The following is a 17,220-nucleotide window of genomic DNA, read 5'->3' as shown; positions in this document are numbered from 1 at the left end:
TCGTGGGGTCAAGCATCGAAGGCGGTCCTCGAACCTGACTCGAGCGCCGGAGTCGAGCTGTTCTCTAGCGGGTGCGCGCAGGCTGGGTCGCACCTTCCCCGAGCACAGGAGACACGCGTGATGAAGTCAGCACACGGCCTGGACGGTGCCGCGGACTGGGTACTCTGCCCGGCCTGTCTGATTCCGCTGTACGGCAAGCGATTCGCCCGCGACCTCGGTGTCTGCGGCGAATGCGGCAGACACACCCCGATCCCGGCCGAGCAGCGCATCGCCCAGCTCGCCGACGAGGGCCGGTTCGAACCGCTCGCCGTCATCCCCACCGACGACGATCCGCTGACCTTCACCGATACCAAGCCCTATCCGGACCGGCTCGCCGCCGCCCGGGCGCGCACTGGCATGCACGATGCCGTGCTGTGCGCGTTCGCGGCTGTCGACGGCAATCCGGTGATCATCGCGGCCATGGATTTCCGGTTCCTCGGTGGCAGTCTGGGCACCGCGGTCGGCGAGATGATCACCGCGGCCGCGGAAACCGCGCTCGCCGAACGGATTCCGCTGCTCATCGTCACCGCCTCGGGTGGCGCACGAATGCAGGAGGGACCGCTGTCGCTGATGCAGATGGCGAAAACAAGTGCGGCGCTGGAACAGCTGGACCGCGCGGGCATCCTCACCATCACACTGATCACCGACCCGACCTACGGTGGGGTCGCGGCGTCGTTCGCCACGCTGTCGGATGTGCTGATCGCCGAACCGGGGGCGCGGCTGGGCTTCGCTGGTCGCCGGGTGATCGAACAGACGATCCGTCAAGAACTGCCGCCGAAGTTCCAGACCGCCGAATTCCTGTTGGAGCGCGGGCTGATCGATATGATCGTGCCGCGCGCCGGATTGCGCCAGGCACTCGGGTCCCTGCTGCGAGTGGCCGGTCCGGTCGATCCGACCGGCGATGCGGTGACCGAGTTGGACGCGGGAACCATCACCGACCCGGCTCGGGTTCCCGACAGCGATCCCTGGGCGCAGGTTCGGCGGGCGCGCACGCCGAGCAGACCGACCGCGCTCGATTACTTCGCCCTGGCCTTCGAAGGCTTCCAGGAGTTGCGCGGGGACCGCATCTCGGGGAACTGCCCGGCCATCGTCGGCGGAACCGCATGGCTCGGTGACCAGCCGGTCGTGGTAATCGGACATCAGAAGGGGCGTGAGCCGAAGGAGTTGATGGCGCGCAACTTCGGTATGCCGACTCCGGCGGGCTACCGAAAGTCCGCACGGCTCATGCGTTTCGCCGAAAAGCTCGGGCTGCCGGTGATCACGTTGATCGACACTCCCGGCGCTTATCCCGGCGCGACCGCCGAGGAGCAGGGGCAGGCGGTGGTGATCGCGGAGAATATCCGGCTGATGTCCGCACTGCGGGTGCCGGTGATCAGCGTGGTGATCGGGGAGGGCGGCAGCGGCGGCGCGTTGGCGCTCGGCGTCGCCAATCGGGTGCTGATGTTCGCCAACGGTACATATTCGGTGATCAGCCCGGAAGGATGCGCGGCCATCGTATGGAACGATCCGGCTGCGGCACCGAAAGCCGCTGCCGCGCTGTCACTTACGGCCGGTGACCTGCTGCGGCTGGGCATCGTGGATGCGGTGCTGCCCGAACCCGGCGACGATGTGGGTGCGGCACCGCTGGCGGCGGCGAACCAACTGCATCGTGCGCTGGCGGCGAGCCTGCGCGAGTTGACCGGTTGTGGCGGCGAAGACCTCGCCGCCGAGCGGCGCGCCCGGTTCCGACGGTTCGGTGCGCGGCAGCAGGTTCCGGTTCGGTCGGTGGCGTAGGAGAGTGCGGGACACCATGTTCGAGAAGATTCTTATCGCCAATCGCGGCGAGATCGCGCTGCGGGTCGCGCGCACCTGCCGGGAACTCGGGGTGCGCACCGTAGCGGTACATTCGGTCGCCGACGCGGAGTCGGCCGTCGTGCAGTTTGCCGACGAATCGGTGCAGATCGGGCCGGCCGCGGCCAAACGCAGCTATCTCAATGCGGCCGCCGTACTCGCCGCGGCTGAGACGACCGGCGCCGATGCGATCCATCCCGGCTACGGATTCCTTTCGGAGTCACCGGATTTCGCGGATGCCTGCCGCGCGGCGGGTGTCACCCTGATCGGTCCGCCCGCCGATGTGATGGCCCAACTCGGTGATAAGCAGTCGGCACGCACCCTGATGGCCAAGGCGGGGCTACCGCTGCTGCCGGGCAGTCTGGATCCGCTCGAACCCGAGGATGCGCACGCACTGGCCGACTCGATCGGGTACCCGGTGATCATCAAGGCCGCCGCGGGTGGCGGCGGGCGCGGGATGCAGGTGGTACGCGACAGTGCGGCGTTCCCACGCGCCTATCAGGAGACGCGGGCGACCGCGCGAATGTTGTTCGGGGACAGTCGAGTCTATCTGGAGAAGTACCTCGAGGGCGCCCGGCACGTCGAGATCCAGGTGTTGTGCGATGGCTACGGCAACGGTGTGCACCTCGGTGAACGCGACTGCTCGGTGCAGCGCAGGCACCAGAAGCTCATCGAGGAATCGCCCGCGCCGCGGCTGCCGGAGGGGCTCGCGGCGCGGATGGGCAAATCCGCGGTGGACGGGGTGCTGGAAGCCGGGTACGTCGGCGCCGGAACCGTGGAATTTCTGGTGGATCGGCAGGGGCATTACTATTTTATGGAGGTGAACTGCCGAATCCAGGTCGAACATCCGGTGACAGAAATGGTTACCGGTATCGATTTGGTTGCCGAGCAGATCTATATCGCGGCAGGGCAATCGCTCAGCATCGCGCAGCACGATATTTTCCTGCGTGGTGCGGCAATTGAATGCCGCATCAATGCCGAGGACCCGGCTGCTGAATTCGCACCGGCACCCGGAATTGTGGCCGAATTCACTCCCCCCGGTGGTCCGTTCGTTCGTGTCGATACGCATGTGCACGCCGGATATTCGATCCCACCGCATTACGATTCGCTACTTGCCAAACTGATCGTATGGGCGCCGGACCGGGACCAGGCGCTCGCGCGCATGCGGCGAGCCCTGGCCGAATTCCGGATTTCGGGTGCGCGCGTCGAGACGACCCGGGATTTTCTGCGGGAAGTACTCGACCACCCGGCCATGCGGTCGGCGACGCATTCGACCGCGCTGGTGGACGAGTTATTGCGAGCGGATTAGGCGGGTTCTGCTCGAGCCGCGCGGAATTCGGGGGAGTACCAGCCGATGAGGTATCCCGCGTGACGGCTGTTGAGCATGGCACTGACCGATACATCGGAGGCGGCGAGGATATCCCGATGCAATTTCTGCAGCTTCTGGCATGGATCGAGGCCGAGCTCGCGCTGCATCGACCTGCTGAACTGCTGGTAGGACTCCAGCGCGCGGGCGCGCTGGCCCGCACGACTCAGTGCGAACATGTAGTACGCCTGCAGCCGCTCGTGCAGCGGGTGCTGCATGGTGAGTCGGGCCAGGTCAGGGGAGACTTCGCGATATCGACCGAGCCGCAGTTCGGCCTCGACGCGCAGCTCGATATTGGTCAGCCGCAGGTGATCCAGATGCGAGATCTCCGCGGCGAGCGGGATACCGCCCTCCACATCGACCAGCGCCGGACCGCTCCACAGCGCCTCCGCGGCGGTGAACAGATCTACCGCGCGATAGTCGTCGCCTGCCTTGGCGGCACAGCGCGCGGCCTCGGACATGCTCTGATAGTCGCGCAAATCGAAGACGCAGTCCTTGACATCGAACGAATACCCCTTACTGCGTGTCCGGAGAAATCGTTCGGCCACCTCGGACTGCCCGATGCCGAGCTGCTCGGCCATCTTCTTTCGAATTCCCAGTACATAGGTCTGCACGACAGTGACGGCGCTGCGTGGTGGATCGTCGTTCCACAGCTCTTCGACCAGCGTTGTTACCGGAACGACAGTGTCGTGTCTGACGAGTAGTAAGGCGAGTAGTTGGCGTTGTTTCTGTGCTGTCGGCGTTGCGTTGTGGTTATTGAGGGCAAGCGTCAATGGACCTAACACGCGAGCGCACACTGGATACTTCACCTGGAGTTCTCCTACGGGCGTTATCCCCCCGACCGACGTGAGTTCTCGAAATCCCACCTCGCTGTAGGCAATATCAACACTATCCAAAATTCAGTATCAAGTCGATGAATCTTGAGTTATATCGGAGTTAACTGGGCGCGCAGGGTGCGCTAATTCTCCTTCCTGCCAAGGAGATTCGCGCATCGGGCCAATTCGTGGGACGACGCTCGCTCGGGTTGCGCGTAGCCGGCGATTCGCTTCCGAATGGGCAGCGGATTGTTCACAGCTCGGAGCTGTCCGGGCCGGGGTCTCTCGGCTGCGAGCCGCATGCGCCCGAACTTGCAGTTTCTGAAAAATTGCAGTTTGTGCTACTTTGGCGGACATGTCCAAGGACGAGCGCCCGATCGGGTTGCGGGAGCAGAAGAAACGCCAGACCGAGCTCGATCTCTGTCTCGCCGCACGACGGCTCGCGGTCGAGCACGGGTTGGACGCGACGACCGTCGAGGACATCGCGAGAGCGGTCGGGGTCTCGCCCCGCACGTTCTTCAACTACTACGAGACGAAAATGGATGCGGTAGTCGGTCCGATCGGCGAGATCGGCACACCGGAGTTGCGCGAGCAGTTCATCGCGGGCGGGCCGAGTGGCGTGCTGATGGACGATCTCACCTGGTTGTTCGTGCACGGCTTCGAATCCGAAACCGAGGTGCGCGAGGGCATCGCGCTGGTTACCGAGATCATCAAGACCGAGCCGCGGGTGCTCGCGGCCTTCGTCGCCTCGGGCGCCCGCTTGCAGAGCGTGATGATCGACCTGCTCTCGGCTCGGCTCGGCAGTGCCGTAGCGCCCGAATTCGCCGGTCTGGCAGCGGGATTCATGACGAACATCACCACGCGGGCAGCGATGACCACGGTCGGAGATCCGACTGTGTCGCTGGCGGCGGCAGTACGCGAACACTGCGCAATGGCCGCGCGGCTGTTCGAACAGCATGACGGCAGGAAAGAGAGACGCAAGAGATGACCATCACAGCTGAATCGCCGCCCGCGCCGATTGTCCTGACCCAGAAGCGGATCTGGCTCATCTTCGGCGCGCTGATCGCGGGGATGTTCCTGGCCAGCCTGGACCAGACCATCGTCGGCACCGCGATGCCGACCATCGTCGGCGATCTGGGCGGCATCTCCCATATGGCTTGGACCGCAACGTCATATCTGCTCGCGACCACCATCATGATGCCGATCTACGGCAAATTCGGCGATCTGTTCGGGCGGCGCTGGCCGTTCCTGTTCGCCATCACGATCTTCACAGTGGCCTCCATCGGCGCCGCCGCGTCGACGAGTTTCTGGGAGTTCATCACCTTCCGCGGCCTGCAGGGCGTCGGCGGTGGTGGTCTGATGATTCTGGCGCAGGCCATCATCGCCGATGTGGTGCCCGCCAAGGATCGCGGCAAATATATGGCCCCGATGGGCGCGGTCTTCGGCATCACCTCGGTCGCGGGACCGCTGCTCGGCGGTTTCTTCGCCGACCATCTCGGCTGGCGCTGGTGCTTCTGGATCAATGTGCCGATCGGAATTGCCGCACTGTTCATCGCCTTCCGCTACTTGAGCATCCCCAGCCACCGGCCCAAGACCCGGCCCGACTATCTCGGTGTGGTGTTGATGTCGGCCGCGACCACGCTGCTGATCCTGATCACCGACTGGGGCGGCAAGCAATACGCTTGGGGCTCAACGGTTATGGTCACCATGATCGCGGCGTTCGTCGTGGTGGTCGCTGCCTTCGTGCTGGTGGAGGCGCGCGCGGAGGAGCCGATGCTGCCGCTGTGGTTGTTCCGCAATCGCACCTTCGTGCTGACCTCCGCGATCGGCTTCGTGGTCGGCCTGGTGATGTTCGCCGCCCTCGCCTTTATCCCGACCTATCTTCAAATGGCAACGGGCGCTTCGGCTTCGGTATCGGGTCTGCTGCTGATTCCGATGATGGTCGGTCTGATGATCGCATTGATCGCCTCGATGACGATGATCACCAAAACCGGCCGCTACAAGCTCTATCCGCCCCTCGGCGCGGTTTTGATGTTCGTGGACATGCTCTGGTTGACCCGCCTGGACGCGGACACCCCGATGTGGGTCGTCTCCGCCATGCTGTTCGTCATGGGTGCGGGCCTCGGCCTGATCATGCAGATCATCGTCCTGGTCGTCCAGAATGCCGTGGCCCCCGACCAAATCGGCACCGCCACCAGCGCCAACAACTATTTCCGTGAAATGGGCGGCGCACTGGGCGTGGCGATTTTCGGCTCCATCTTCACCAACCGTTTGACCGAGGGCCTCACCGATGTCTTCGTCTCCCACGGGCCCGAAGCCGCAGCGGCGAAGCTGGATCCAGGCGCGTTGGTGCCCTCGGTGGTCAAGCATCTACCCGACGGCCTACATGACGCCATCGTCGGCGCCTACGTGGACGCCTTGGTCCCCGGCTTCTGGTACCTGATCCCAGGCGCGGTAATCGCCTTCGTGCTCGCGCTGTTCATTCCCCATATGAAGCTCGCCGATGAAGCGGGCATGGTCGCCCGCGGCGAGGCGGTAATGGAAGAAGACGCGGATCCGCAGCTCGTCGGAGAAAACTGAGGCAGGCGAGGAGGATATGAGAAGGTCCGGGCGGAATCCGCCCGGGCCTTTCATGCGCAAATCCGGTGTCAGGGTACGACTTCGACCACGTCACCGGGGTTGAGGTAGCGGTAGGTCGCTTCGGCGCCCTCGGGGGTCATCCGGATGCAGCCGTGCGACTGCTCCTCGATGGGGCCGATATGGGTGGCGATATCGCCGTTGAAGAAGACCGCCCACTTCATCGGAGCGTTGTGCATGGTGCTCCAGAAGTCTTCCCGCTTGAAGGCGACCTTGAAGACGCCGGGTGGTGTCTCATATCCCGGCCGCCCGTGCGAAATCGGGGTCGGACCGTAGGTGACCTTGCCGTTGTCCATCAGCCAGGCCTCGTTCGTCGACAGCCGCATGCACATGCGTGCGGTGGTGCCACACGGTGCGACGATCGGAACCGGCGGGATGATCGCCGGTGTGCCGATATCCGGTCCACCGGGCCACAACGGCTCGGCCTGTACCGTCCCCGCCATCAGGAGACCTGCGGAAACGGCACCTACGAGTAAAGCGGATCTGACCGACCAGTTTCGAAAACGTTTGCTGTTCTTCACGCTCCTGCCCCCTCTAACCCTTGCCGGCACCCTGCGCGGGGATCGCCAGGGTGATGATGGGACCAACTCCGTCGCCACAAGCATAGAACCGGCGCGAGGTGAAAGTGATCATTTCCGCATTCGACCTCGGTATCTGCGGAACCGGACCGATGTCGGCATAAGCGACGGATCCGGCGGCATAGACTCCAACGGAACGAAAGGATCCGCGCGCGCATTGCCCGGGTCCCAAGTACGCTCGGAGTGTCGAAATGTGACGCGACAGATTGGTTTCCGTATTAAGGGGGAACAGTGGACGCGCTGAAGCTCGACCCGGCGGCGATGGCCGCCTACACCACGATCGCGAATACGGTGTCGCAACAACTGGCCTCGGCGTCGGAGGTCGCGGGTGGCGCCGTGAATCCCGAGCGGCTGGCCGCCGACCTCGGTCAGGTCGGTGCCGGATTCGTGGCCCGGTTCACCGAGAAGGTGAATGAACACGTGCAGGCGCTCTCGACCGCAGGGCAACTGGTCGCCGCCTACGGGCAGGTGCTGCGCGACTACAGCGCGGACATGCAGGGTATCGATGTCGATTCCGCGGGCGCTCTTGCCCGGCAAGGAGAGGCGCTGCCATGAGACGACTGCTTCGACGGCGGCCCACGAACAACGCCTCCGATACTCCCGCCAGCACGCCCGTTGATCCGAATGCGGATCCGCCGATCGTAGCGGCGCTGGTCGAGCCGCTGCTGCAATTGCGCGCTTCGCTCGGCAGCGGCGTCGCGACTCCGGACCAGTCCGTCGTCAACGCGCTGTCCACCGCGTCCACCCAGGCCGCCGATGCCGAGGGCCCGCACCGCGAGGGCCTGCACGCCCTCGAATCGACATGGACCTCCCGCGCCGCCGATGATGCCGTTCCGGCATTGCGCACCACGCAAACTCAGATCGGTGATATCACCGATCGCGGACCCGAGTACCTGTCGGTGCTCGGCGACGCCCATGCCACCAGCGCCCGCGCCGCGCAGAAGGTGGATCAGATCATCGCGGACTTCCGTCGCGACGCCAAGCAGATCATGAGCACCGCGAGTGCGTCCTCGGATTCCGACGCGGTAATCGCGCGGGCGACCCAGGCGTTGCGCGACGCGGTCACCGCGGTCAGCACGGCGCAGTCGGAAATGGATGACCACACTGCGCGGTTGGATGCGATGGGGCCGCTCACGGTAACCACGCCACAGGGTGTCGGCACCACCCAGCAGACGGTCGTGCCGGGCACGACGAACGGCGTGACCACGGCGGGCGTGACCACAACGACGCCACTGGATCCGGTGCAGGCTGCCCAACTCCAATTGCAGCAGTACCTGATCAACGCGGGCGTATCGGTCGGCACCGCAGCCATCGATGCCGGAGTCAATATCGGCACCCACCTCATCGACAAGATCGCCGAAGTCGGCACGCACGCCATGGACACCGTGGCCGCGTCCGCAGATAAGGTCATCGATAAGGCGATTCCCGAACTCATCCATCCGGGCAGCACCACGAATTCGCCCACGGGCGGTGACAGCGCGAGCAAGCCCACGAATGTCATCGACTTCGGTGGCGGATCTGGGCAGTCGTCCAAGCCCGCGCCGAATATCGGAACCAACTCGGTGATCCCGCCCAACCTGGACGGCCCGACCGCGACGAAACCCGCGCCCGCACCGGGGCCGCAGGCACCGGCCGCGAGCGCGGACGCGCCGCCATCGCGCCCGTCTGGGCCGGAACCGACAAATCAACCCGGCACCACCGGTGGTCTGGCGATGCCGCCGTCATCGCAGTCGGATGAGGACCGTCGACCGCGCGACGGTCAACTCGGCGTCACCGTGCCGACCGTATTGGCGACCGTCCCGCCTGCGGTGATCGGCGAATTCGACAATGACGAGCTCTGATTCCGGCTCCTCGAGCCAGAACCAGGGCAATCCGTTCGACACCGGGCTGCCCATGGTCCGGCCCGCCGCTCCGACCCCGAAGCGGCGCCGCCGTCCGACCGTACGCCTCGGTTCGGGCCAGCCCCGGACACCGCTGGCCGATGCGCTCGATCCACCCGAGCGGCCGCGCCGTCCTCGGCCGGCCGGGGATTGGCAGGAGTGGCTCGAACCGCAGCGCCCCGCGGCGGCGCCACCGGAGGCGAATCGCAGTCGGCCTCCGACGCGCGCGGTCGAAGCCGAGTCCGAGCTACCGGCGGAGACCAGTTCCGTCGTACCGACGATCATCGATCGGTCCGGCGGCAATCCCGGTCCGGCACTGCGGCATCCGCCGCGCCGTCGCGATTCGCAACCGACAGGTGGCGGCAACCGAGTCGTCGCGGTGCTGATCGTGCTCGGTGTCGTGTTGGCAGTGGTATCGGTGGTGATGTTCGTCTTCGGCGGTTCGGGCAATCACAAGCGACCTGCCGCCGCGACGACGCAGGCGGTTGCCCAGGGGACTGCCGGGCGCCCCTCAGCGACCCCGGCACCCGGTGACCAACCTTCCGCGGTCGCCACGCCGGGCTGCGAACAGCGGCGCACCGGTGATGTCATCTCCGGCACCGATCCCGGCGGCACCAGCGATGGGCCGTCGGCGATCCTCGCGTTCGAACGTGCCTACTATGTGCAGCGTTCCGGATTCGCCGCGCGCGGCGTAGTCGCCAACGATGCGAATGTGCCCGCCGCCGACCAGATTCAGCGCGGAATCAACCAGGTACCGATCGGCACCCTCTACTGTGTGCAGATCACCCGCGCGGGTAGCGATGCGGGGGAGGCGCATTGGGAGGTCCGGCTGACCCAGCAGCTTCCAGGCGAGCAGCCGCAGACCTTCACGCAGATCATCACGACGCGAACGGCGGCCAATCGCACGCTGATCACCGCGATCAACGCGGGCTGACGGTCAGTTCCACTCGGCGTCGATGATCCGAATCCGGCGCGCTGAAGGTCCTCTCCGGCGTGTGGCGTCAGAGGGTGCGCGTCATGAAGACGCTGTGCGGATCCTCGACGTAGTCGGCGAAGGGCGCGCAGATCTCGAAGCCATGGCGGGCGTAGAGCCGCAGTGCGGGGGCGAAGTAGTCGGATGCTCCCGTCTCCAGGCTGAGTCGCTGGTAATTGCGTGCGCGGGCCTCGGCGATGACATGGTGCAGCAGGGCCGAGGCGATGCCGCGGCCGGTGCGATCGGTGGCGGTGCGCATCGACTTGATCTCGCCGTGGGTGGGGGCGAGTTGTTTGAGTGCGCCGCAACCAGCGAGTTCGTCGTCCTCCCAGGCGCTCCAGAAGGTGACGTTCGGTCCACGGAGCGCATCCAGGTCCAGGGCGTGCACGCTGTCTTCGGGCGAGTTGTCGTACATCTCGGCCAGATGCTGGGTGAGCAGGGCAGCGACTTCGGGACCGGACACATCATCGACGACGATCCGCAGCACGGCAGCCGGTGCGGTTGAGGTCGGTAGGGGGTCGCCGATATCGCTGGACATCCGTCCATCATGGATCGTGCCTGCGTCGGTCCTGCTGTCTGGGTCGGTGCTCGACGAATTCGCCGGAGACCCTTTACTGTGAGGGCACTCGCCCTCACCTAGGTGGACAACGATGCCGATACTCGAGAAGTACGCGCCGCGCACGGATCGTGCTCTGACTGGGCCGCGCCGACTGCCGGTACCCCTGGGCGCCGTGGCCAGCAGAGCGGGGCGCGACGCCGTGTTCAGGCGAATCGGCCGCACGGCCGCGGTGTCAGAACCGGCTGCGGCCGAAGGGGTTCGGGTCGGCGAGCGGTTCGGCGAGATTGGCGTCAGGATCGAATCATGAAGTTTGCGAACAAGGTCGGGGCGCTGGCCGCGGCTGCGGCGCGTCGGGCCGCCGATGAGACCTATTACGCCGCGTTGACGGTGCGTGCCGGACTCGCGACCCCCGAACGTCCGGATCGACTCGCCCTCATGGGTGCCGCGGTGCTGCGCTCCGGACTGCTGGGCGGGCTGACAACGGTTGCCGCTCTGCGCTATCGCGATCGCGCCGCCATCATCGATGAACTCGGCCGCGTCAGTTTTCGTGAACTCGACGAGCGCAGCACCGCGCTCGCGAATGCCTGGCGGGCGCGTGGACTGCGGGACGGCGAGGGTGTCGCCATCCTGGCGCGCAACCACCGCGGCTTCCACTACGCGGTCTTCGCCGCCGCGAAATGCGGTGCGCGAATCATCCTGCTCAATACCGATTTCGCGGCGCCGCAACTGCGCGAGGTGGTGACCCGCGAGGGCGCCGATCTGCTGATCTTCGACGACGAATACGCAAGTATGCTCGGCGATTTCACGCCGCGTCGGGGCCGCTACCGTGCCTGGGCCGATAAACCGGGCGTCGACACCATCGACAATCTGATCGCGGGTGCGGCGCGGACACCACCGCGTAAGCCGCGCACCGCCGCCCGCATCATCCTGCTGACCAGCGGGACGACCGGCACCCCGAAAGGTGCGCCGCGCAGCAGCGAGCCTGCCTCACTGTCACCGCTGGGCGCCATCCTCGGCAAAGTGCCGTTCCGTGCCCGTGAAATCACCGAATGCCCTGCGCCGCTATTCCATACGCTCGGGTTCGCGCACGCCGTCCTCGCGGTCGGCTTCGGTTCCACGCTGGTGATCCGGCGGCGCTTCGATCCCCAGGAGGTGCTGGACAGTCTGGACCGCCACGGTGCCACGGCCATGGTCGCGGTGCCGGTGATGCTGCGGCGACTCGTCGACGCTGGACCGAAAGCTATTGCTGAGTGCGATCTTTCGCGGTTGCGGATCATCTTCGTCGCGGGCTCGCAGCTGGGTGCCGACCTGTGTATCCGGGTGACCGACGCATTCGGGCCGGTGGTGTACAACGTTTACGGGTCCACGGAGGTGGCCTACGCGACTATTGCGACACCTGCGGATCTGGCTGTCGAGCCCGGCTGCGTCGGCTCTCCGGTGCCCGGTACCACCGTGAAGATCTTCGACGACAACGACCGAGAGGTAAGTCCCGGCACGACCGGACGCATCTTCGTCGGCAACAACTACCAATTCGAGGGCTACACCGGCGGTGGCGACAAGGCGCGCATCGGACCGCTGATGTCCACCGGCGATGTCGGCCATTTCGACAGTGCCGGAAGACTTTTCATCGACGGACGCGATGACGACATGATCGTCTCCGGCGGCGAGAACGTCTTTCCGGGCGAGGTCGAGGAACTGCTCGCCGCGCATCCGGCAGTGGCGGAGGTCAGCGCATTCGGGGTCCAGGACGATCGATACGGCCAGCGCCTGCGCGTGGTAGTCGTTGTCCGCGAAGGGCATTCGCTCACCGAGGACGAGGTGCGCGAGCACGTGAAGACGCATCTGGCCCGCTTCAAGGTCCCGCGTGACGTGCTGTTCGTCGACGAGCTCCCGCGCAACCCCACCGGGAAGGTACTCAAACGGGTCCTGCGGGAGCTCCCGGCCTGACGGCTCACATACTGCCGAGCATCCGTCGCATCGTATGACGCAACTGCGCCGGATCCGGCATCGCGGTACGCAACCACCCCGTCGGCGGCACCACCACGAGTCCGCCGCGCCGGTGTTCGACACAGTCGACGATCGCGTCCGCCACCGCTTCCGGATCGGGTGCGTAACCGGGCGCGATGGTGCTGACCAGTACACCCTGCTCGGCGAGTCCGCGGTGCAGTGCGGTGCCGAGTCCGACCACCGCATGTTTGGTCGCGCAATACACCGCGGCGCCGAGTGCGGCCGTGACGCCGATGGCCGAACCGATATTGACGATATGTCCGTGGCCCTGTTGGACGAAACGCATTCCGGCGAGCCGGGATCCGGTGATCACCGCACGGAGATTGATGTCGATCTGCCGATCCGATTCGTGATCGGATCCGGCTAGGAACGAACCGATTGGTTCGATGTCGGCGGCATTCACCACGACATCGAGACCGCCCAGCCTGTGTTCGGCGATCGCGAGGAATTCGGCGAAACGCACGCCGTCGGTGACCGCGACAGGAAGGCCGACGGCGTCGGCACCATGAATCCGGTTGAGCTGGGCGGTGATTGCACGCACTTTGCCGGTGTCCGCGTCACCGATCGCCACATCGGCACCGGCGGCCAGGAAGGCCAATGCGGTCTCCTTACCGATACCGTAGGTGCCGCCCGTAATCGCGACGCGCGTACCGACAAGGGGCTTTCTCGGCATGTTGTTCTCGCCTACCTTGGTCTTCGCTCGACGATAGCTATGACGGTAGATATGCAATAGTGCGGTTGCCATGCGATATCGGGTCATGAGATTGCGCATACCGGTCAGCTCGAGCCGAACTCGCTTGGTATATACGATGTCCGGCCAAAACCTTGCGAGTATCGGCCAGCAGCGCTCACGATGTATCCGTGGCCTCTTGGGAGTGGCGGCGGTCGGTGGCGAATGCGGCGATCCTTGCCGAGCTCGCCGATGATCACAATCTGACGCGCGCGGACCTCCTGTGCGGCACCGGTATCGGTCCGGTGGTGTTGAAAACGCCCGGCGCGGAGATCACTGCGGCACAGGAACTTCTACTCGTCCGCAATCTCGTCACTTTGCTCGACGACCAACCGGGCCTGGGCTTCGAGGCGGGTATGCGCACGCGCATCACCACCCACGGCGTACTCGGTATGGCGGTGCTGAGCAGTCCGACTATGCGTTCGGCCATCGATGTCGCGATGCGCTACTTCAGCATGATGACCTCGTTCGCGCGGGCTTGGCACGTCTATCACGGCGACGAGGTCTGGCTCTACGGCGACGACCGGGATCTGCCCGCGGATCTGCGTGCCTTTCTCGCCGAACGAGATGTGGCGGCCCTGCTCTACAACTGGTATCTGGTGTTCGGGGTGCCGCCGCCGGTGGTGCGGGCCGAGGTCGCCGGTGGGCTGCTGTCCCGAATGCGGCCGATACTGGAGCAATTCGAGATTCCCAGCATCGAATCCCCGGAGCTGCAGCTCGCGGTCTTCGACGCCACCGATATCGATCGACCGATGCCCAATGCCAGCCCGCTCACCGCGCTGATGTTCGAGGAACAGTGCGCCGACCTGCTGCAACGCCGAGGTTTGCAGCAGGGCCTTGCCGGATCGGTGCGCGAGGTGCTGCTACATCAGATGAACGGCCGCATCACCCAGGAGGATGTGGCCGAACGCCTGCACATGAGCCTGCGCACAATGCGTCGCCGACTAGCCGACGAGGGCACCTCATACCGCCGACTGTGCGTCGAAACCTACGGCACCCTCGCCGAGGAACTACTCGCCACCGGTCTCACCGTCGAAGATGTCGCCTACCGGATGGGCTATTCCGGCGCCCCGAGCTTCTCCAACGCCTTCAAACAATGGCGCGGCATCTCGCCGGGCCGCTTCGCCCGCGCCGCCACCGAGCGCCTCCGCCCCAGCATCGTGCGCTAGCGATCAAGATCAGGTGGAACTGGTGGCGGGGGCTTTTCGCGATTTGCCGCCATGGTTTCCACGTGATCATCCGTCCAGCGGGGCCTGGGGTCTGTGTCGGAGGGGTGTGGGGAAAGGGCGGCGGGTGAGGGGGTTGGGGTGCGAGCATGGAGGGGAAGAGCTGGGTCGGGAGGTGGGTGTGGTGGAGTTCGCGCAGGAGTATGCCGCCTTGCGGTGGGCGGTCGTGGTGGCGTTTCTGGTCGCGGGCGCGGTGGTGCTCGGGCGATTGGCGGCACCGGATGGCGTCGGTAGGGCCGAACCCGTTCGCCTGCAAGCAGATTCGCGCGGCATGAATGCGGCGGCATGTCACGAGTCCGACGCCGCCCATCTGATCATGTGCATGGTCATGCTTGCGATGCTGATCTTTCCGATGGGAGCGGATCCGGTGGTGCTGCGCGGTGTGCTGATCGCGCTCATCATCGTCTTCGCGGCTTTACTGGTAGATCGAATTGTGCAGTGGTGCAATACAACTCGTGTGCTACCCGACGATCGAATCATCGCCGTCGGATATCACATCGCCGTCGCGGCTGCCATGCTGTACTCGATCGCGGGACACAGTGCGGGCATGCACGCCGACGGGCCGGCCCCCGGACCGGCGCTGACACTGACCGCGCTCTTCACCGCCGATGCGCTCGCCTTGATCGTCGCGGCGAGTACCGGCCGTTGCCGGCGCTGGCTCGGCCACCCGATCGGCAGCCGAACCGGCCCGCAGCGGTCGGCTTACTTCGTCACCCGCGCACTGACATCCGCGATCGTGCCGCATATCGTCATGGACCTCGGCACGGCCTACATGCTGATCGCCGCCGTCTCCGGATAGGCCGCCCGCGTCGCTGTCTGATCAGGCTGCTGCGAGACGGGGGAATAGGGCCTCGGCGCTACCGCGATTGATCGCATCGAGCTGGCCGGGTTCGAAGCCCTCGTAGCTGTCCAGCAGGGAACTCGGCATGCCCTCCAGCATCGGCATCGGCGGGGCAGTGGGGTGGATGAAAACCACCGCGGCGCGAGTGTCGAGCTCGGCCCAGAGTGGCTCGAACTCCTTGTGGCCGAGGTAGCGGCCGTAGTAGTTGGATAGCAGCGCCACACCGTTGGCGTGCAGTTCGTCCAGCGCGTAGGAGGTTTCGGTGATCGCGCCCTCGATGTCCGGTAGCGGGAGGCTCGCGAAGAACCCGAAGCGGTCGGGCCGGTCCTTGGTCAGCTCCGCGCTGTACTCGTTGACGTCGCGGGTGATCGCGCGGGCCTCCGCGTCGTCGCCGAAGTGGGTGCCCGGTGAGCTGATCGAGAGGATGCCGGTCGCGATCGACCGGTGGTCCATCATCGCGATCGCACTCTCGGCATCCCAGCGGGTGTGGGCCAACCCCCGGCCGTCTCCCCATGACGGTCCATTGCATCCCGGTAGACAGGCGGGATGAGGTGCTGGTGGACGCCGAGCAGATCGGTGGACTCTCCCTGGCCCAGGTCGCACTCCTGGAACCGCTGGCCGGGGAGGCGGACATCCCGGTGGGACGACTGGCGAGCAACGCGGATGTCAGCGTGCCCACCGCCACCCGCATGTTGCAGCAACTGGAGGCGAAGGGCGTCGTCGTGCGCCGCCGATCCCCGGAGGACGAGCGGCGAGTCCTGGTCAGCCTCACCGACGATGGCGCCGAGCGGCTCGCTTTGCTCCGGACCCGGCTGCGCGAGCGCCAGCTCCGGGCCTACGAGGCGTTTATGCCCACCGAACGGGTCCAGCTCGTCACGCTGCTGCGCCGTCTCGCCGAACTAGTCTCCGATTCCGGCCGCCATCCGCAACCGGAATAGGTCGTCCCACCTGCGGTCCAAAGAGTTCGCGCGGAGTCTCAGCTCTGGTCAGCAGTCCGAGCGGACGTACCGTCGGATACTCGCGGCCTAGAGGTGGACGACCGAGTCGGCGACGACGCGGCCGCCGAGCCGGACCCAACCGTCGGAGTCCCATTCGGTGAAGATCTGTGAGCCCTTGCCCTGGGTGATGATCAGGCTGCGGCGCAGCAGAGCGGTGAGGGCGACGGCGGCGGCTCCGGTGGCTTCGTCCTCGGGGACGCCCATGGCGGGGGCGAACATGCGGGAGCGCAGGGCGCCGCGGTGCTCGTCGGTCCAGGTCCAGAGGTAATGCGAGCCGGTGGTGAAATCGTCGGGGCGCAGATTTGCCAGCGCGTCGAGATCTTCGAGCTGGTGGAAGGTGAAATCCGGGGCCCATTCGCCGCGTGCCTTGATCCAGACGAGGCCGTCGGTCAGTTCGACGGCGACCGCACCTGCCGACACTTGCAGAGTCCGCACCGGCTGGCCCTGCTCGGCGAACCACCACGCGGTGCCCACCGACGGATGCCCGGCGAAGGGCAGCTCCACCGCGGGGGTGTAGATCCGCACCTTGGCTACCTCGTCGACGGGGTCCTCGACAACGACGGTCTCGCTGTACCCCGCCTTCGCCGCCAGCGCCTGGTGGTCGACCTCGGCGACATCGGCGGCGCGAGCGATGCCGAGCTCGTTGCCACCCCGCCCGGTCGGGTCCGTGAAAACGCGCACGACCTCGACCCGCGTTCCGATGACCTCTGGTTCACCGTGTGTGCCCATGTTCGCGAGCCT

The 17,220-nt window shown here is 65.8% G+C and carries 17 protein-coding genes; 11 read left to right on the top strand and 6 right to left on the bottom strand.

What is annotated here, in order from left to right; all coding sequences use genetic code 11:
* Window positions 1–120: 120 nt before the first annotated feature.
* A complete protein-coding gene (gene accA / locus OIE68_RS16270) occupies window positions 121–1,812 on the top strand; it encodes an acetyl-CoA carboxylase carboxyl transferase subunit alpha (protein ID WP_327100193.1) in 1,692 nt (563 codons plus the stop codon).
* Between the two features lie 16 nt (window positions 1,813–1,828).
* Entirely contained in the window at window positions 1,829–3,178 is a 1,350-nt protein-coding gene (gene accC, locus OIE68_RS16265) for an acetyl-CoA carboxylase biotin carboxylase subunit (protein WP_327100192.1), read from the top strand.
* Here the strand turns inward: accC and OIE68_RS16260 are convergent.
* Window positions 3,175–4,044, bottom strand: a complete 870-nt coding sequence (locus OIE68_RS16260) for an AfsR/SARP family transcriptional regulator (protein WP_327100191.1) — start codon at window positions 4,042–4,044, stop codon at window positions 3,175–3,177. The two genes, accC and OIE68_RS16260, sit on opposite strands and share 4 nt — an antisense overlap.
* A gap of 361 nt (window positions 4,045–4,405) precedes the next feature.
* On the opposite strand from OIE68_RS16260, the gene OIE68_RS16255 reads away from it, so the two are divergent.
* Entirely contained in the window at window positions 4,406–5,038 is a 633-nt protein-coding gene (locus OIE68_RS16255) for a helix-turn-helix domain-containing protein (RefSeq protein ID WP_327100190.1), read from the top strand.
* On the top strand, window positions 5,035–6,630 hold the full coding sequence (locus tag OIE68_RS16250; RefSeq protein WP_327100189.1) for an MDR family MFS transporter: 1,596 nt from the start codon (window positions 5,035–5,037) through the stop codon (window positions 6,628–6,630). The genes OIE68_RS16255 and OIE68_RS16250 overlap by 4 nt, the downstream gene beginning before the upstream one ends.
* Window positions 6,631–6,698: 68 nt before the next feature.
* Here the strand turns inward: OIE68_RS16250 and OIE68_RS16245 are convergent, their stop codons facing one another.
* A complete protein-coding gene (locus tag OIE68_RS16245) occupies window positions 6,699–7,130 on the bottom strand; it encodes a L,D-transpeptidase (RefSeq protein ID WP_327100188.1) in 432 nt (143 codons plus the stop codon).
* Window positions 7,131–7,496: 366 nt separating this feature from the next.
* Here OIE68_RS16245 and OIE68_RS16240 point away from each other — a divergent pair, with 366 nt between their 5' ends.
* The 3 genes from OIE68_RS16240 to OIE68_RS16230 are packed head-to-tail and all read left to right on the top strand — an operon-like array spanning window position 7,497 to window position 10,079.
* A complete protein-coding gene (locus tag OIE68_RS16240; RefSeq protein ID WP_327100187.1) occupies window positions 7,497–7,820 on the top strand; it encodes a hypothetical protein in 324 nt (107 codons plus the stop codon).
* On the top strand, window positions 7,817–9,106 hold the full coding sequence (locus tag OIE68_RS16235; RefSeq protein ID WP_327100186.1) for a hypothetical protein: 1,290 nt from the start codon (window positions 7,817–7,819) through the stop codon (window positions 9,104–9,106). The genes OIE68_RS16240 and OIE68_RS16235 overlap by 4 nt, the downstream gene beginning before the upstream one ends.
* Window positions 9,093–10,079: a hypothetical protein gene (locus tag OIE68_RS16230; RefSeq protein ID WP_327100185.1), complete on the top strand. Its 987-nt coding sequence runs from the start codon at window positions 9,093–9,095 to the stop codon at window positions 10,077–10,079. The genes OIE68_RS16235 and OIE68_RS16230 overlap by 14 nt, the downstream gene beginning before the upstream one ends.
* A gap of 67 nt (window positions 10,080–10,146) precedes the next feature.
* Here the strand turns inward: OIE68_RS16230 and OIE68_RS16225 are convergent, their stop codons facing one another.
* Complete coding sequence (locus tag OIE68_RS16225; protein WP_327100184.1) at window positions 10,147–10,656, bottom strand: GNAT family N-acetyltransferase; 510 nt, start codon at window positions 10,654–10,656, stop codon at window positions 10,147–10,149.
* Between the two features lie 324 nt (window positions 10,657–10,980).
* On the opposite strand from OIE68_RS16225, the gene OIE68_RS16220 reads away from it, so the two are divergent.
* On the top strand, window positions 10,981–12,624 hold the full coding sequence (locus OIE68_RS16220; protein WP_327100183.1) for an acyl-CoA synthetase: 1,644 nt from the start codon (window positions 10,981–10,983) through the stop codon (window positions 12,622–12,624).
* 4 nt (window positions 12,625–12,628) lie between these two features.
* Here the strand turns inward: OIE68_RS16220 and OIE68_RS16215 are convergent, their stop codons facing one another.
* The gene (locus OIE68_RS16215; RefSeq protein ID WP_327100182.1) at window positions 12,629–13,357 is read right to left on the bottom strand and encodes an SDR family NAD(P)-dependent oxidoreductase; all 729 of its coding nucleotides are present in this window, start codon (window positions 13,355–13,357) and stop codon (window positions 12,629–12,631) included.
* A 188-nt stretch (window positions 13,358–13,545) separates the two neighbouring features.
* Between OIE68_RS16215 and OIE68_RS16210 the strand changes: the two genes are divergently transcribed.
* Window positions 13,546–14,583: an AraC family transcriptional regulator gene (locus OIE68_RS16210; RefSeq protein WP_327100181.1), complete on the top strand. Its 1,038-nt coding sequence runs from the start codon at window positions 13,546–13,548 to the stop codon at window positions 14,581–14,583.
* A 181-nt stretch (window positions 14,584–14,764) separates the two neighbouring features.
* Window positions 14,765–15,439, top strand: a complete 675-nt coding sequence (locus OIE68_RS16205) for a DUF5134 domain-containing protein (RefSeq protein ID WP_327100180.1) — start codon at window positions 14,765–14,767, stop codon at window positions 15,437–15,439.
* Between the two features lie 21 nt (window positions 15,440–15,460).
* Here OIE68_RS16205 and OIE68_RS16200 read toward each other — a convergent pair whose 3' ends face one another.
* On the bottom strand, window positions 15,461–15,976 hold the full coding sequence (locus OIE68_RS16200) for an amidohydrolase family protein (protein WP_327100179.1): 516 nt from the start codon (window positions 15,974–15,976) through the stop codon (window positions 15,461–15,463).
* A 17-nt stretch (window positions 15,977–15,993) separates the two neighbouring features.
* Here OIE68_RS16200 and OIE68_RS16195 point away from each other — a divergent pair, with 17 nt between their 5' ends.
* Window positions 15,994–16,419: a MarR family winged helix-turn-helix transcriptional regulator gene (locus tag OIE68_RS16195; RefSeq protein ID WP_327100178.1), complete on the top strand. Its 426-nt coding sequence runs from the start codon at window positions 15,994–15,996 to the stop codon at window positions 16,417–16,419.
* Window positions 16,420–16,506: 87 nt separating this feature from the next.
* On the opposite strand, the gene OIE68_RS16190 is transcribed toward OIE68_RS16195, so the two are convergent.
* Entirely contained in the window at window positions 16,507–17,208 is a 702-nt protein-coding gene (locus OIE68_RS16190; RefSeq protein ID WP_327100177.1) for a PhzF family phenazine biosynthesis protein, read from the bottom strand.
* Between the last annotated feature and the right edge of the window lie 12 nt (window positions 17,209–17,220).

The sequence above is a fragment of the Nocardia vinacea genome, assembly GCF_035920345.1.
In the GTDB taxonomy this organism is placed as follows: Bacteria; Actinomycetota; Actinomycetes; order Mycobacteriales; family Mycobacteriaceae; genus Nocardia; species Nocardia vinacea_A.
This window is presented reverse-complemented; position numbering and strand designations above follow the sequence as displayed.

Excerpts from the sequence above, each read along its gene's own strand:
- OIE68_RS16190 (WP_327100177.1), bottom strand. The coding sequence starts at position 17,208 with ATGGGCACACACGGTGAACCAGAGGTCATCGGAACGCGGGTCGAGGTC.
- OIE68_RS16255 (WP_327100190.1), top strand. The coding sequence starts at position 4,406 with ATGTCCAAGGACGAGCGCCCGATCGGGTTGCGGGAGCAGAAGAAACGC.
- accA (WP_327100193.1), top strand. The coding sequence starts at position 121 with ATGAAGTCAGCACACGGCCTGGACGGTGCCGCGGACTGGGTACTCTGC.
- OIE68_RS16215 (WP_327100182.1), bottom strand. The coding sequence starts at position 13,357 with ATGCCGAGAAAGCCCCTTGTCGGTACGCGCGTCGCGATTACGGGCGGC.
- OIE68_RS16225 (WP_327100184.1), bottom strand. The coding sequence starts at position 10,656 with ATGTCCAGCGATATCGGCGACCCCCTACCGACCTCAACCGCACCGGCT.
- accC (WP_327100192.1), top strand. The coding sequence starts at position 1,829 with ATGTTCGAGAAGATTCTTATCGCCAATCGCGGCGAGATCGCGCTGCGG.
- OIE68_RS16230 (WP_327100185.1), top strand. The coding sequence starts at position 9,093 with ATGACGAGCTCTGATTCCGGCTCCTCGAGCCAGAACCAGGGCAATCCG.
- OIE68_RS16195 (WP_327100178.1), top strand. The coding sequence starts at position 15,994 with ATGACGGTCCATTGCATCCCGGTAGACAGGCGGGATGAGGTGCTGGTG.
- OIE68_RS16235 (WP_327100186.1), top strand. The coding sequence starts at position 7,817 with ATGAGACGACTGCTTCGACGGCGGCCCACGAACAACGCCTCCGATACT.
- OIE68_RS16250 (WP_327100189.1), top strand. The coding sequence starts at position 5,035 with ATGACCATCACAGCTGAATCGCCGCCCGCGCCGATTGTCCTGACCCAG.
- OIE68_RS16220 (WP_327100183.1), top strand. The coding sequence starts at position 10,981 with ATGAAGTTTGCGAACAAGGTCGGGGCGCTGGCCGCGGCTGCGGCGCGT.
- OIE68_RS16245 (WP_327100188.1), bottom strand. The coding sequence starts at position 7,130 with ATGGCGGGGACGGTACAGGCCGAGCCGTTGTGGCCCGGTGGACCGGAT.